Here is a 14,146-nt window from a genome sequence, read left to right on the forward strand (position 1 = left end):
GGTGCGCCCCGTCGCGGCTGAGACTCTCGTCCGGCGCGTCGTCATCACTGCCCCACCTGGTTCTTCACGCTGGCGCGGCCATCCTGCTTCCAACTGGTTGATGGATCCTTTCCGGTGCGCAGGTCGGTCAGGTTCTGGGTCCGGATCACCGTATCGATCCGGCCCTCCTGGCGGCCGCGCACGAGGTCGACCGGGTCGACGATCTGGCTCGCGATGTTCGCCTGGGTGGCGCAGCCGAAGTTCCAGTAGGATTCGTTGCGCGCGTTGAAGCCCGCATTCGTGACGCCGAGATCCTGCGGCCACAGCCCGCAGGAGCCGGCCACCTTGGCCTGCATGCGCTGGAAGCTGAGGCGCACGGGCGCGCTCACCGCGACGTTGGCGACCGGATAGGGCGCGACGACGATCTCCCGCGGGCCGACGCCCCAGGCGACCGCCCGGGCGCGGACCCGCTCGAGGGTGCGCTCCACCGCGCCGCCGGGCACCTGCGAGCCGCGCGGAACCTCCAGGACCAGCACGCCGCGGCCGTAGCGGCGGTACTCGGTGAGGAACGCGTCGACGTCGTCGGCCTGGCGCGGGTCGATGTGCCCGGTCCCGGTCACGAACACGTCGAGGTTGCGGGGCGAATCCGACAGGACGATCGGGTGCCGCTCGGGAACCGTCGCCGGGTAGGTCGAGCCCGTGGTGAGCCGGCGGTCGGCGGCGCAGGCCGCGAGGCCGGCCGTGGCGGCGAGGAGCGTCAGGCGAAGGGCAATGCGGGTCATCGCGGGCATGGTCTCGACGAAGTCTTTGAGTCTCGGCGATGTCTCCCCGGCGGCCCGGGGGCGCGCTGCCGTCAGTCGGTGATGAAGCCGACCCGGCCGCGATAGCCGGAGGCGAGGGGGGCGCCGCCGACCGTGCCGTAGAGGCGGTTCAGGCGCCCGAGCACGATCGCCTGGCTGTCGGTCGACTCGGTGAAGCCGTCGTCGGGCTTCCTGACCTGGGCCGGGTCCATCGGCTTGGCGACGTAGGGCGTGACCATGATCATCAGCTCCGTCTCCTGGCGCTGGTAGTCGCGGGAGCGGAACAGGGCGCCGAGGACCGGCAGGTTGAGCAGGCCCGGCAGGCCGCTGATCGCCTGGCGGTTGCGCTGCTGGATCAGGCCCGCGATCATCATCGTCCCGCCCGAGGGCAGCTCGATCGTCGTCTCGGACTTGCGCACCGTGAGGCCCGGCACCGAGATGGTGTTGTTGCCGTTCGAGACCGGCACCGCGCTCTGCGGATCGAGCTCCGTGACGTTGGTGCCGACCCGGATCGAGATCCGGTTCTCGGACTGGACCACGGGGGTGAAGTTCAGCGCGACGCCGTAGGGCTTGTACTCGATGCCGACCGAGCAATTCGAGGAGTTCGAGGCGAGCACCGCCGAGCAGCTCTGGCTGGTCGGGACCGGGATCTCGCCGCCGGCGGTGAAGTTCGCCGCCTCGCCGGAGATCGCCGTCAGGGTCGGCTCGGCCAGGATCCGCGACACCCCGGCCTGCTCGAAGGCGCGCAGGTTGGCCTGCAGCGAGAAGCCGCCGGAGGTGGCCTTGCCGGTGATCCCGTTGCCCGCCGGAAAGGAGCCGCCGGTGAGCGGGAACGGCACGCCGTTGACGAAATTCATCGTGCTCCAGCTGGCGTTCAGGTTGACGCCGAACTGCTTGAGCACCTGGCGCGACACCTCGACCACGGTGACGCGCAGCATCACCTGATCCTTGCCGCGGATCGTCAGGTTGTTGATCACCGCGCCGCGGGTCGGCGCGCCGGCCCCGCCGGTGCCCACGAAGGCGTTGGCGATGTCGACGGCCTGCTGGGCCTCCGCCGCCGAGGCGACCGAGCCGGTGAGCAGCACCGAATCGCCCGCCGGCCGCACGTCGAAGCGGCCGTTCGGGAGACTGGCGGCCAGGGTCTGGCGCAGCACGTTGAGGTCACGCCCGACCGTGACGTCGAGGGCGGCGATCTGGCGCCCGTCGCCGTCCATCACGAAGATCGAGGTGGCGCCGTTCTCGATGCCGATGATGAACACCTTGCGGGTCGAGCGCACCACGGCGTTCGCCACCTTGGGGTTGGCGACGAACACCTCCTTGGCGTCCCGCGGCAGGTCGATCACCAGCGACCGGCCCATGGTGAGGTCGATGCGGCGCGACACGTCGGCCTCGTTGGGCCCGACATTCACGACCGGCGCCGGCGCGAGGCCGCCGCGCTGGACCGTCCCGCGCAGACCCAGCCCCTCGATCGCGGCGGCGGGCCCGGCCGCCGTGACGGCCATAGCACCGGTGATCATCGCCGAGCACAGGGCGGCGCGGAGGGCGGCGGCCGCGGCCCGCAGGACCGCCGGGGGAGGCTCGGACATCGTCATGGAACGGGGGCTCGCGGGGCGGGAACCGCTCGCGCGGTCGAGGCGGGACGGGCGCGGGCTCATCGGCGGGGCATCTGCTTGGTGACGCCGTAGCGCACGATCGTGACGCCGGACTCGGCCTGCGGCTCCTGTGCGGCCTGGGCGACCTGCCCGGCATCGGCGAGGCTGCGCAGGGTGAGGGAGAGCTGGCCGACCTTCTGGGCCAGGGTCACGGTCTCGGCCTGGGCCGGGGTGAGCTCGAGCGTCGCGGTGTCGCCGGTGACCACCCGCTCGCCGTTGCGCTCCTGCACGGTCTGGCCGACCGCCAGGACCCGGATGTTGGTCAGGATGGTCTCGGCGGTCTGGGCGTCGCCCCCGCCGGCGCGCGCCGCGTCCTCGTCCCGGGCGATGCGCAGCACGTCGACCCGGTCGTTCGGCAGGATGAAGCCGCCGGCGGTGTTCGATCCGCGGGCATCGATCGAGATCGCGACGGCGCGCATCCCCGCGGGCAGGATCGCCGACAGGAAGCCGCTGCCGTTGGCCTTGATCAGCTTCTCGCGCCGGATCGGCTCGCCAGACAGGAACGGGCTGCGCACGATCGACCCCACCGTGTCCTCGAGCGCCGTCGGCGCGCTGGCGCGCTGGAGCGTGCTGTCGCTCGCCGCGCCCTTTGGCCAGGGCTGCCAGCGCAGGTCCGCCGGCTTGAGCGACTGCCCCATCGGCAGCTCGGCAGCGGCGACCAGCACCTCCGTCATCTCGATGGCGGGGGCGGGCGCGGCGACCGGCTCGGCCGGTGGCGGGGGCGGCGGCTCGCGGCCGCTCATCACGATGAAGGCCCCTGCGCCGGTCACGGCGGCGACGCTGATGAGGAGCAAGCGCGAGGACTTCATGGGGCGCCAAAGGAGAGGAAACGGCAGGGCGGGAGGCCGCCCATGACCGGACTCCACCATGGATTCCTCAAATTAAGGTTAATAGCCCTTAGGGTTAACGAAGCGGTACCGGGCGGACGGGCGTTCGGAAAACCCCAAGGGCGGAGGCGTGGAGCGGCACGACGACCGGGAGCAGGGGTGCGGACACGCGCGAGCGGCCGGGAGGCTTCAAGCCCATCCCCGGCCGCGACCCGGCCCGGCCGTGATTGTCGACGAGACGGATGCGGTCAGCCCGCCAGCACCAGCCGCCACAGCGGCGCGGCGGGGCAGGTGACGAGGGCGGAGGCCGCGAGGGCGACGCCGTAGGGAATGCCGACGCGCTCGTCATGCAGGCGCAGGGCGAAGGGCCAGGTCGCCGCGAAGCCGGGGAGGGGGTGGCCGCGCACGAGCACCAGCCCCAGGGCGATCAGGCCGCCGAACATGGCGGTCGCGACGAGGTACTCGGGTACCGCCCCGATCCCGAGCCACAGGGTGGTCGCCGCCGCCAGCTTGACGTCGCCGGCTCCCATCACGCCTCGCAGGTAGATGACGAAGCCGACCGCGAGCACCAGCGCGCCGGCACCGACATGGCCGGCGATCTCGAGCCAGCCGAGCCCGGAGGCCGGGGCCAGCACCGCGAAGGCGGCGACCAGGGCGAGGCCGATGCGGTTGGGGATCGTCATCGTCAGGATGTCGCTGACCGCCGCGTAGGCCATCAGGAACGGGAACACGACGAGGAGGCAGAGGCTGACCATGCGGGCTCGCGGCGGGCAGGGAAGCAGGCGAGGGGGCAGGCGGAGCTAAGCAGGCAGGCGGTGAGCGCAGTGCCCGTCGGCCGGCTCGTCAGGAACCGCCCTCGGCCGCTCCGGGGAGCGCGCGGAGGCCGGCCGGAAGGTCTCCGGGGGATGCGACCCGCGCGGCGATGCGCGGACCGAGCCGCCGAGTTAAAGGCGGGCTCGGCGCCTCGCCCGCGAGAAGGGGCGCGCCGACCCGCCCGGTGCGGGTCGGCCCGGCGCGTCTTACTTCAGGTTGCCGGCGATGTTGTTGAACGTGCCGGACAGGTTGTTGCCGACGGCCCTCGCCGCGACGATCACCGCGATGGCGATCAGGGTCGCGATCAGGCCGTACTCGATCGCGGTGGCGCCCGACTCGTCGCTGACGAAACGCTTCAGCTTGGTCATCATAACTGTGTTCCCGCCTGAGTGGTATCGGTTAGTCCGTCGACAATCGACTGGCGCCGATCGGGACTGACGGCAAGCTAGGCGGCGGCCGTTGAGGTTGGGTTAAAGCGGTCGCGGATCCCGGTCGATCGATCCGAAATCGCGGCCGTGGTTAACGAGTGCGTGACGGCGGCGCGCGCCGGCCGTCCCCAGGGGCAGGACGGTGCCGCCGAGCAGGCTTAGCGGTTTGTCAACCCATCCGACGCTTGATGGCCGGGAGCCACGATCGCGTCCGAAAGACCTCTCCGCCGATGAGCCCGCCCCGCCGCCCGAGCGTCCCGCGCCTTGCCGCGTGCCTCCTGCTCCTCGCGCTGCCGGCCGCCGCCGCGCCGGCGAGCGACGGCGCCACCGTCACCGTCTCGGTCGACAACGCCAAGGTGATCCGCCTGCCCGAGCGCACCGCGACGGTGATCGTCGGCAACCCGATCATCGCCGACGTGTCGCTGCAGCGGAACGGCATCGTGGTCCTGACCGGCAAGAGCTTCGGCAGCACCAACCTGATCGCCCTGGACGCGGCCGGCACGATGCTGGCCGAATCGGCGATCAGCGTGCGGGCCGGCAACCCGTCGGTGATCACGGTGCAGCGCGGGCTCGAACGCGAATCCTATTCCTGTACGCCCGCCTGCCAGCCGGCGGTGCAGCTCGGCGACGCGCAGCGCTACTTCTCCGAAGTGAGCGGGCAGGCCGGCCAGCGCAACTCGCTGGCGACGGCCGGCGGAACGGCGCCGACGCGCTGAGCGACGGCTTTGCGCATGACCGTCCAGGGGCCCGTTGCCGACCCGTTCCGGCCCCCGCCCGCAGCGCCGGTCCGGACCTGAGCCGCGCCATGCCCCGTCGCCGCCCGCTCCCGCCACGGACCGTCCCGGCGGGCTTCCGGTCCCGGATCAGCGCGATCCGACCGAGGATCGCCGGCTTTCCGTCCGCCCGCGAGGGGGCGACTGCGGTGGAGTTCGCGCTGATCGGGCTGCCGTTCTTCCTCCTCATCGCGGCGATCACCGAGACCGCCCTCGCGTTCTTCGCCGGCCAGGTCCTCGACAACGCCGTCTCGGGCGCGGCCCGCCAACTCTATACCGGGCAGTTCCAGGCCGCCCGCGCGGCGGATCCGCCCCCGCCCCCCGACACCACCACCCAGCAGGTCGCCCTGCGGAAGTTCAAGGACGCGATCTGTGCCAGCCGGGTCGCGATCTTCTCCTGCAACACCATCAAGGTCGACGTGCTGGCGCTGGCCGACGGCGCCAGCTTCACGCCGGCGAGCCCGGTCGATGCCGGTGCGCGGTCCTGGCGGAGCGACTTCGGCACCCGGTACCAGAAGCCCGGACCGAGCCAGATCGTGATCGTGCAGGCGGCGGCGGAGTTCCCGGTCTTCTTCGGCTTCCTCAACCCGCACACGCTGACGAACGGCCGGCGGGTGCTCCAGAGCACCGTGGCCTTCCGCACGGAGCCGTTCCAGTGATCGCCCGGCGGGCTCCGGGCCGTCCGGGCGCCCTCCGTCCCGGACCCGCGCGCTCGGGATGCCTGCATCGCGCGCTTGCGCGCTTGGACACTTTGCATCACGCGCTCGCGTGCCTGAATAGTCTTCACCACGCGCTCGCGCGCTTTCGGTGCGGGCAGGACGGCGTCGCCGCGGTCGAGTTCGCGCTGGTGCTGCCGCTCCTGCTGCTGCTCTATTTCGGCACGACCGATCTCGCCGGCTACATCAGCAACTACCGGAAGGTGACGCTGGCGGCCCGCACCATGGCCGATCTGGTGGCGCGGGAGGGCGGCGACATTCCGGCGAGCCAGTTCGCCCTCATCGCCAAGGCCGGGCGGGCGGTGCTGGCGCCCTATGACGGGGCCGGCGCACGGATCGCCACCAAGGCGGTCGGGGTCTACGATGCCGCCGGCCGAGCCAGGGTCTGCTCCTACGCGGTGGATGCCGGCAACGCCGCCGCGCCGGGACCCGCCGGCCCGACCGACCTGCCGCCGGTGCCGGACGTCTTCAAGAAAGCGGGTGCGCGCTACGTCGTCGTCGAGCTGTCGATGGCCTACCGGCCAGTCTTCGCCGCCAGCTTCGCCCGGCGGTTCAACCTCGGCACCCTGACCGAGACCGTGATCTGGCCGGTGCGCAACGGCAAGATCTACAACGCCTCGGTCACGTCGAGCCCGGAGGTGGTGCTGCCGACCGTCGTCTCCAACAGCAACGGCGGGGCCTGCCCGAGCACCTAGGACGAGGTCTGGGCGCGTCGTAGAACAAGATCCGAAGGTGGGCGGTCGTGCTGGAAAAGTGGCCTATCCGCCTCGATTACCTCCCCCCTTTCCCGGATCTCCGTCCACTTCGTTCCAGCCGTCCGGGACAGGGCGGGAGAGGGTCATCGCAGACGGTCCGCCCGGTCGGTGCGGCCAGCCTCTCACCCCCGCAGGATCATCCGTCCCGCCGTGACCTCGAACCCGCGCAGGCGGCGCAGGAACGACATGCCGAGCAGGCTGGTCTCAAGGCGCCCCCGCGGCAGCACCAGGGCCTCGACGTCGCGCACCGCGATCCCGCCGAGTCGCATCTCGCGCACCCGCACACGCGCCGCCGGCACGGTGCCGTTGGCGGTGCCGACCTGCGCGGTGAAGTCGCGCTCGGCGACGGCGAGCCCGATCCGGTCCGCATCCTCGCGGGTGAAGACGCAGAGCGTCGCGCCGGTATCGACCAGCATGCGCAAGACCTGCCCCTCGACCTGCGGGTGGGCGCGGAAATGGCCGGACGGGTCCTGGGACAGGGTCACGCGCGATTCGAAGCCCGGCGCGACCCGGGGCGCCTCGGCGGGAGCGCGATCGTGCGCCGGAGCCTGGACCGGCGCGTGAGTCTGGTCCTGGCCGATCCGGGCGAAGCGCTCGGTCATCGATCCGCCGGTGACGGCGGCGCCGGCAAGCACGCCGATGGCCCAGAGGATCGGGCGCGTCACGGGAGATCTCCGGGATCGGGAAGACGGGCGCCGAGGCTCGCGCCCGACCGGTTAAGGATCCGTCGGGCCGATGCCCGAAACTCGCGGCTATCCTCGCCGAAGCGTCGTCCGCACCACGACCTTGCCATCGCGGCCCGTCTCTGCTAGCTGCACCCCCGCCCGCCGGACACCCTTGGAGGCCGGATCGTCCCGTCACGGGAACGGGCGTGGCGACGTCGGTTCACAGGGCCGTCCTCGAGGGGGCGGCCTTCGGCGTTTGAGCCATCCGCAACACCAGAGATTTAAGGATCACGCCATGAGCGCCGTGAAGCCGCTTGAGGCCGTGGCACGCGACCGGGTCGGCAAGGGGGCCGCCCGGGCCGTTCGTCGCCAGGGCCAGGTGCCGGCCGTCATCTACGGGGGCAACAAGCCGCCGCAGGCCATCGCCATCGACCTCATCCGCACCCGCACCCTGATCTACGCCGGCGGCTTCCGCACCACCGTGTTCGAGATCGATGCCGGCGGCCGCAAGGTCCGGGCGATCCCGCGCGACTTCCAGCTCGACCCGGTCACCGGCGTGCCGCTGCACGTCGATTTCCTGCGCGTCGTCGCCGGCCAGTCGATCGAGGTCGAGGTGCCGGTGCACTTCACCAACGAGGACGCGGCCCCCGGCATCAAGCAGGAGGGCGGTACGCTCAACGTCGTGCACCACACCGTCGCGGTCGAGGTCGCCCCCGAGTCGATCCCCGACGCGATCACCGTCGACCTGACCGGCAAGGCGATCGGCGACACCGTCCACGTCTCGGACCTGCCCGCCCCGGCCGGCGTCACCTTCGTGCTCGGCGGTGACGAGGTCGTCGCCACGATCGTGCCGCCGACGGTGCTCGGCGCCGAGGTCGAGGCCGAGGAGGCCGCGGTGGCCGAGGCCGCCCGCGCCGAGTCGGCCGCCGAGGCCGCCGAAGAGGCCGCCAAGGACGACGAGGCCAAGGAGGGCTGAGCCGGTTTACGGCTCACCTCTCGACAGCATCGAGACGCCCCGGTCGCGAGACCCGGGGCGTTTCCCTTTTCTCGGGGAGCCTGATTTCGCCATGCGTCTGTTCGTCGGCCTCGGCAATCCCGGGCCTCGCTACGCGGGCAACCGGCACAATATCGGCTTCATGGCGCTCGACGCGATCGCGCGCCGGCACCGCGCCGCGCCGTGGCGGCGCAAGTTCCAGGGCGATTGCACCGAGGCGGTGATCGGGCCTGAGCGCGTGCTGCTCTTGAAGCCCCTGACCTTCATGAACGAATCCGGCCGGGCGGTGGCCGAGGCGCAGCGCTTCTACAAGATTCCGCTCGAAGCCGTGGTGGTGTTCCACGACGAGCTCGACCTCGCCCCCGCCAAGCTCCGGGTGAAGAAGGGCGGCGGCAATGCCGGCCATAACGGCCTGCGCTCGATCACCGCGCAATGCGGCAACGAGTACTGGCGCGCCCGCCTCGGCATCGGGCATCCGGGCGACAAGGCCCTCGTCCACGCCTACGTCCTCAACGATTTCGCCAAGGCCGAGATGCCCTGGGTCGAGGACCTGTGCGACGCGATGGCCGACGCCGCCGAGCTGATGGCCGCGGGCGAGGATGCCCGCTTCCAGAACAAGGTCCACGTCGCCATGGCGGGCCGCGGCTGGGACGAGGTGAAGCGCGTCGGCGAGAAGCCGGCTTGACCCCGACTCCCGAACCCACCAACAACGCCGCGGGCCGGCGCTCTGCTTGAACTGAACGGAACGATCTGATGGGCTTCAAATGCGGCATCGTCGGCCTGCCGAACGTCGGCAAGTCGACGCTCTTCAACGCGCTGACGCAGACCGCGGCGGCGCAGGCGGCGAACTACCCGTTCTGCACCATCGAGCCGAATGTCGGCGAGGTGGGCGTGCCCGATGACCGGCTCGATGACCTCGCCCGGATCGCCGGCTCGAAGGAGATCATCCCGACTCGGCTGACCTTCGTCGACATTGCCGGTCTGGTGCGCGGCGCCTCGAAGGGGGAGGGCTTGGGCAACCAGTTCCTCGCCAACATCCGCGAGGTCGACGCCATCGCGCATGTCGTGCGCTGCTTCGAGGACGGCGACGTCACCCACGTCGAGGGCAAGGTCGACCCGATCGCCGACATCGAGACGATCGAGACCGAGCTGATGCTGGCCGATCTCGACAGCCTCGAGAAGCGCGTCGTCGCGCTCGAGAAGAAGGCCAAGGGGTCCGACAAGGAGGCCAAGGAAGTCCTCGACCTCGTCCAGCGGGCGCTGCCGCTCCTGCGCGACGGCAAGCCGGCGCGCCTCGTCCAGCGCAAGGCCGAGGAGGAGCGCCTGTTCTCGCAGCTCGGCCTGATGACGGCCAAGCCCGTGCTCTACGTCTGCAACGTCGAGGAAGGCTCGGCCGATTCCGGCAACGCCCACTCGGCCGCCGTCTTCGCCCGCGCTGCGGCGGAAGGCGCCAAGGCGGTCGTGGTCTCGGCCAAGATCGAGAGCGAGATCGCGGTGCTGCCGCCGGCCGACCAGGTCGAGTACCTGGAGGCGGTCGGCCTGACCGAGCCCGGCCTCAACCGGGTGATCCGTGCGGGCTACGAGCTGCTTGGCCTCATCACCTACTTCACCGTCGGGCCGAAGGAGGCCCGGGCCTGGACGATCACCAAGGGCACCCGCGCGCCGGCCGCCGCCGGGGTGATCCACACCGACTTCGAGAAGGGCTTCATCCGCGCCGAGACCATCGCCTATGCGGACTACACGGCGCTGAAGGGCGAGGCGGGGGCCCGCGAGGCCGGCAAGCTCCGGCTCGAGGGCAAGGAGTATCTGGTGCAGGACGGCGACGTGCTGCATTTCCGCTTCAACACCTGATGGACCTCGTCCGACGCCACGGCTGGGACCTGACGCCGACGCAGGCGGTGGCACTCCAGCGCCAGCTCGCCGCCGAGGTCGTGGCCGACCGGCCCCTCGACCTCGACGCCGTGCGGCTCGTCGCCGGCGTCGACGTCAGCGTGAAGAACGACCGCTCGCACGCGGCGATCGTGGTCGCGACCTATCCGGATTTCCGGGTGGTCGAGACCGTGACGGCCCTGATGCCGACGCCGTTCCCCTACGTGCCGGGCCTGCTCAGCTTCCGCGAGGGCCCGGTGCTGGAGGAGGCGTTCGGGCGGCTCGCCTCCGAGCCGGACGTCTTCCTGTTCGACGGCATGGGCACGGCGCATCCGCGCCGCATCGGCATCGCCAGCCATATGGGCCTGTGGCTGCAACGTCCGACGATCGGCGTCGGCAAGACCCGGCTCTGCGGCCGCAATGCGCCTCTCGAGGAGGAGAAGGGCGCCCACCAGCCGCTGGTCGACAAGGGTGAGACCATCGGCGCGGTCGTCCGCACCCGCACGGGGAAGCACCCGCTGTTCATCTCGCCGGGCCACCTCGCCGACATCCCGACGAGCGTCGCCCTGGTGCTCGCCTGCGCGCCGAAATTCCGCCTGCCCGAGCCGATCCGCCTCGCCCACAAGGCGGCGGGAGCGTTTTCCTGAGACGTCTGTCCAAGTTGGCGAGCCCCATTCATACCCTCCGCGTCATCCCGGGTTCCCGCCTGCGGCGGCCCCCGGGATGACATCGAGGGTGTGACCCAGGCCGGTGGCCTCGACGGGCCCTTCGTGTTGCGGGCGCTTTCGCGTCAGACCGTCGCCGTGCTAGCCCGGCGGCCCGTCACCGCCGCCGGACGCGCCCCATGCCCCGCTACTGCTTCGAGGACCTCACGCCCGGTCTCCGGCTCGATTTCGGGCCGCTGGCGGTGAGCCGCGACGACATCGTGGGCTTCGCCCGCGAATTCGACCCGCAAGCCTTCCACACCGATGAAGCAGCGGCGAGGGAGAGCTTCGTCGGCGGGCTGATCGCGTCGGGCTGGCACACCTGCGCGCTCGGCATGCGGCTCGTCGCCGACGGCTTCATCCTGCAATCGAGCTCGATGGGCTCGCCCGGCATCGAGGCGGTGCGCTGGCTGCGCCCGGTCCGTCCCGGCGACGCCCTGTCGATGCGCATGAGCGTCACCGAGAGCCGGCCCTCCGGCAGCAAGCCCGACCGCGGCTTCGTGCGCTTCCTGCTCGAGATCGCGAACGGGGCCGGCCAGCCGGTGATGACCCAGGATTTCTGGGCGATGTTCGGCAAGGCCGGCACGCCGCCGCTGCCGCCCCGCCCGCGCCCGCCGGAGACGCCGGCCCCCGCCGACCTGCCCGAGGGCGAGGCGCTGCCCTCGGTCCATCTCGAGGACATGCCGCTCGACCGGACCTTCGACCTCGGCGCGCATCTCTTCACCCGCGACGACATCCTGCGCTTCGCCCGCGCCTTCGACCCGCAGCCCTTCCACGTCGACGAGGCGGCGGCGGAACAGACCCATTTCGGCGGTCTGTGCGCCTCGGGCTGGCACACCGCCGCGGCCTGGATGAAGCGCATGGTCGCGGCCCGCGACCGCGGCCGGGCGCTGGCCCTGGAGCGCGGGGAGCCGATCGTCGAGGGCGGTCCCTCGCCGGGGTTCCGCGACCTGCAATGGCTGAAGCCCGTCTATGCCGGCGACACGATCCGCTACGACGTCACCCTGACCGAGGCGCGGCCGTCGCGCACCCGGCCGGGCTGGGGCATCGTCAGCCACACCGCGACCGGCACCAACCAGCGCGGCGAGCCCGTCTTCCGCTTCGCGGGGGCCTGGCTGGCGCCGAGCCGGGCCGGGTGAAGCGGGCTCCCGGTTGACCGGTCCGGCCCGCCGGGGCCATCAACCGGCATGACCTCCCCCACCGCTCCCGTCTCGCCCTGGCGCGCCACGATCCTGACCCTCTACCCCGAGATGTTCCCCGGCCATCTCGGGCTCTCGCTCGCCGGCGACGCGCTGGCGCGGGGTGCCTGGAGCCTGGAGGCGCGCAACATCCGCGACCACGGCCTCGGCCGGCACCGGGCGGTGGACGACACGCCGGCCGGCGGCGGGGCCGGGATGGTGCTGCGCTGCGACGTTCTTGCCGCAGCGATCGACGCGGCGGCGCCCGCGGACGATGCCCGCCCGCGCCTGCTGATGAGCCCCCGCGGCCGGCCGCTCACGCAGGCGCGGGTGCGGGCGCTCAGCGAGGGGCCGGGCGTCATCGTGGTCTGCGGCCGGTTCGAGGGCGTCGACGAGCGGGTGATCGGGGCCCGCGCCCTGGAGGAGGTCTCGATCGGCGACTACGTCCTGTCGGGCGGCGAGCCGGCGGCCCTGGTGCTGCTCGACGCCTGCGTGCGCCTCCTGCCCGGCACGATGGGCAAGCACGCCTCCGGCGTCGAGGAGAGCTTCGAGAGCGGCGGCCTGGAATACCCGCACTACACGAGGCCGCGGGAATGGGAGGGGCGGGAGATCCCGGAGGTGCTGACCGGCGGCAACCACGCGGCGATCGCCCGCTGGCGGGCGGCGGAATCGGCCCGCCTCACCCGCGAGCGGCGCCCGGACCTCGCAGCAGGCCCGATGGCCGATCCCGGGGCGCGGGACCGGAGTCGATGACCGGCCGCGGCGGGATGCCGAAAAGACAACCCAGGTAAATGTCCGAGGGGGCGGGCCTTCCTAGACCCGTCCGTCGCCCGGCGCCCTTCGCGCGCCGCCATCCGCGACGCCTTCCTCGGATCTCCTCCCGCCCCCATGCCCGATTCCGCCCGCTACCTGCTGCACCGGCCCGAGATCCTGGAAGCCCTGCGCCGGGGCGAGGCGGCCCTCGACCGGGTGATGGAGGGCACCGGCCGCCTCTACCCGGCCGGCCGCGTGCTGGTGGAGGCCGACAGCCCGAACACGACGATCTTCCGCCTGCGCAAGGGCTGGGCCGGCCGCCTGCGCACCCTGGAGGACGGGCGCAGCCAGTTCATCCTGATCTTCCTGCCCGGCGACCTCTTCGCGGTGAAGAGCCTGTTCGTCACCCACAGCCCGGATGCGGTGCAGGCCCTGTCCGAGGTGCTGGTCGAGCAGGTCGACCACCGCACCCTGCGCGAGGCCTACGAGCGCGATTCCGACCTCGCGACCCGCTGCATGTGGCAGGTGATCGAGGAGGAGCGCCGGCTGCACAACTGGGTCGTCGGGCTCGGCCGCGGCAGCGCCGACGAGCGCCTGTCGATGCTGCTGGTCGAGCTGCGCGGCCGCCTGATCCGCTCGGGGGCGCTGCCGCCCGACGCGACGGCCTACGACCTGCCGATGACCCAGGAGCAGATCGGCGACCATCTCGGCATCTCGAACGTGCACGTCAACCGGGTGCTGCGGGCGTTCCGGGAGGACGGCATCGTCACCATGCGGGGGCGCCGGGTGACGATCGGCGACCTCGATGCCCTGGTTCGGATCGCCGCGCCGCTCCTCGACCTGTCCGAGCGCGGTCACCCGGAATTCGTCGGAACGCGGGAGGCTGATGCCGGCGACGCCGGGAAAGGTGGCGCCGATGCCGGCCGCTGACGACGGGACGGACCGGGACTGGATGGGCGAGGACCAGGCCGCCGCCGGCCAGGCCGCGCTGATGCTGGTCGAGAGCCTGATGCTCGCCCTCGTCGAGCGCGGCGTGGTCCCCTCCGACGACCTGGTCGAGGCCGTGGAGACCGTGATCGAGACCAAGCGCCGCCTCGCCGAGGACGGGCGCGAGCCGGAGATCGCGGCCCGGGCCGTCGCGATGCTCACCACCATCGCCAACAGCCTCGCGGCGGCGGGAGCCGCGACGAAGGGTTGAGCCCGCGCCGCCGATGCACCCTGGCGTCGGGTCCGCACCGCG

Annotated in this window: 17 protein-coding genes; 11 read left to right on the forward strand and 6 right to left on the reverse strand. The window is 72.0% G+C overall.

Translation table 11 applies throughout. From position 1 onward, the window contains the following. Positions 1-44 precede the first annotated feature (44 nt). From DK412_RS07985 to DK412_RS08005, 5 genes are all read right to left on the reverse strand, one after another. Complete coding sequence (locus DK412_RS07985) at positions 45-761, reverse strand: CpaD family pilus assembly protein (RefSeq protein WP_245447475.1); 717 nt, start codon at positions 759-761, stop codon at positions 45-47. A gap of 71 nt (positions 762-832) precedes the next feature. Next, positions 833-2,296: a type II and III secretion system protein family protein gene (locus DK412_RS07990; RefSeq protein ID WP_109975130.1), complete on the reverse strand. Its 1,464-nt coding sequence runs from the start codon at positions 2,294-2,296 to the stop codon at positions 833-835. A 134-nt stretch (positions 2,297-2,430) separates the two neighbouring features. Beyond that, positions 2,431-3,240 (reverse strand): Flp pilus assembly protein CpaB, encoded by an 810-nt coding sequence (cpaB, locus tag DK412_RS07995; RefSeq protein ID WP_109971519.1) that lies wholly within the window; start codon positions 3,238-3,240, stop codon positions 2,431-2,433. 266 nt (positions 3,241-3,506) lie between these two features. Then, positions 3,507-4,013 carry a prepilin peptidase gene (locus tag DK412_RS08000; RefSeq protein ID WP_109971520.1) on the reverse strand — a complete coding sequence of 169 codons (507 nt, stop codon included), beginning with the start codon at positions 4,011-4,013 and terminating at the stop codon, positions 3,507-3,509. Positions 4,014-4,277: 264 nt separating this feature from the next. Then, on the reverse strand, positions 4,278-4,442 hold the full coding sequence (locus DK412_RS08005; RefSeq protein ID WP_109971521.1) for a Flp family type IVb pilin: 165 nt from the start codon (positions 4,440-4,442) through the stop codon (positions 4,278-4,280). Between the two features lie 287 nt (positions 4,443-4,729). Here DK412_RS08005 and DK412_RS08010 point away from each other — a divergent pair, with 287 nt between their 5' ends. The 3 genes from DK412_RS08010 (at position 4,730) to DK412_RS08020 (ending at position 6,683) form a co-directional block, all read left to right on the forward strand. Then, entirely contained in the window at positions 4,730-5,215 is a 486-nt protein-coding gene (locus tag DK412_RS08010; RefSeq protein ID WP_109971522.1) for a pilus assembly protein N-terminal domain-containing protein, read from the forward strand. Positions 5,216-5,421: 206 nt separating this feature from the next. Continuing rightward, positions 5,422-5,931, forward strand: coding sequence for a TadE family protein (locus DK412_RS08015; RefSeq protein WP_245447477.1), 510 nt, complete (start codon positions 5,422-5,424; stop codon positions 5,929-5,931). 83 nt (positions 5,932-6,014) lie between these two features. Continuing rightward, entirely contained in the window at positions 6,015-6,683 is a 669-nt protein-coding gene (locus DK412_RS08020) for a TadE/TadG family type IV pilus assembly protein (RefSeq protein ID WP_245447479.1), read from the forward strand. Between the two features lie 182 nt (positions 6,684-6,865). Here DK412_RS08020 and DK412_RS08025 read toward each other — a convergent pair whose 3' ends face one another. After that, positions 6,866-7,408, reverse strand: coding sequence for a TIGR02281 family clan AA aspartic protease (locus tag DK412_RS08025; protein ID WP_109971524.1), 543 nt, complete (start codon positions 7,406-7,408; stop codon positions 6,866-6,868). 295 nt (positions 7,409-7,703) lie between these two features. On the opposite strand from DK412_RS08025, the gene DK412_RS08030 reads away from it, so the two are divergent. The 8 genes from DK412_RS08030 (at position 7,704) to DK412_RS08065 (ending at position 14,104) form a co-directional block, all read left to right on the forward strand. Continuing rightward, on the forward strand, positions 7,704-8,384 hold the full coding sequence (locus DK412_RS08030) for a 50S ribosomal protein L25/general stress protein Ctc (protein ID WP_109971525.1): 681 nt from the start codon (positions 7,704-7,706) through the stop codon (positions 8,382-8,384). Between the two features lie 91 nt (positions 8,385-8,475). Beyond that, complete coding sequence (gene pth / locus DK412_RS08035; protein WP_109971526.1) at positions 8,476-9,087, forward strand: aminoacyl-tRNA hydrolase; 612 nt, start codon at positions 8,476-8,478, stop codon at positions 9,085-9,087. Positions 9,088-9,155: 68 nt separating this feature from the next. Next, entirely contained in the window at positions 9,156-10,253 is a 1,098-nt protein-coding gene (gene ychF / locus DK412_RS08040; protein WP_109971527.1) for a redox-regulated ATPase YchF, read from the forward strand. Continuing rightward, on the forward strand, positions 10,253-10,918 hold the full coding sequence (gene nfi, locus DK412_RS08045) for a deoxyribonuclease V (RefSeq protein ID WP_109971528.1): 666 nt from the start codon (positions 10,253-10,255) through the stop codon (positions 10,916-10,918). The genes ychF and nfi overlap by 1 nt, the downstream gene beginning before the upstream one ends. A gap of 197 nt (positions 10,919-11,115) precedes the next feature. Further along, positions 11,116-12,114, forward strand: a complete 999-nt coding sequence (locus DK412_RS08050; protein WP_109971529.1) for a MaoC family dehydratase — start codon at positions 11,116-11,118, stop codon at positions 12,112-12,114. Between the two features lie 48 nt (positions 12,115-12,162). After that, entirely contained in the window at positions 12,163-12,906 is a 744-nt protein-coding gene (gene trmD / locus DK412_RS08055) for a tRNA (guanosine(37)-N1)-methyltransferase TrmD (RefSeq protein WP_109971530.1), read from the forward strand. A 135-nt stretch (positions 12,907-13,041) separates the two neighbouring features. After that, positions 13,042-13,836: a Crp/Fnr family transcriptional regulator gene (locus DK412_RS08060; protein WP_109971531.1), complete on the forward strand. Its 795-nt coding sequence runs from the start codon at positions 13,042-13,044 to the stop codon at positions 13,834-13,836. Then, positions 13,823-14,104, forward strand: coding sequence for a hypothetical protein (locus DK412_RS08065; RefSeq protein WP_162596150.1), 282 nt, complete (start codon positions 13,823-13,825; stop codon positions 14,102-14,104). The genes DK412_RS08060 and DK412_RS08065 overlap by 14 nt, the downstream gene beginning before the upstream one ends. The last annotated feature ends 42 nt before the right edge of the window (positions 14,105-14,146 follow it).

Origin of the sequence: Methylobacterium sp. 17Sr1-1 (assembly GCF_003173775.1) — a bacterium.
GTDB lineage: Bacteria > Pseudomonadota > Alphaproteobacteria > Rhizobiales > Beijerinckiaceae > Methylobacterium.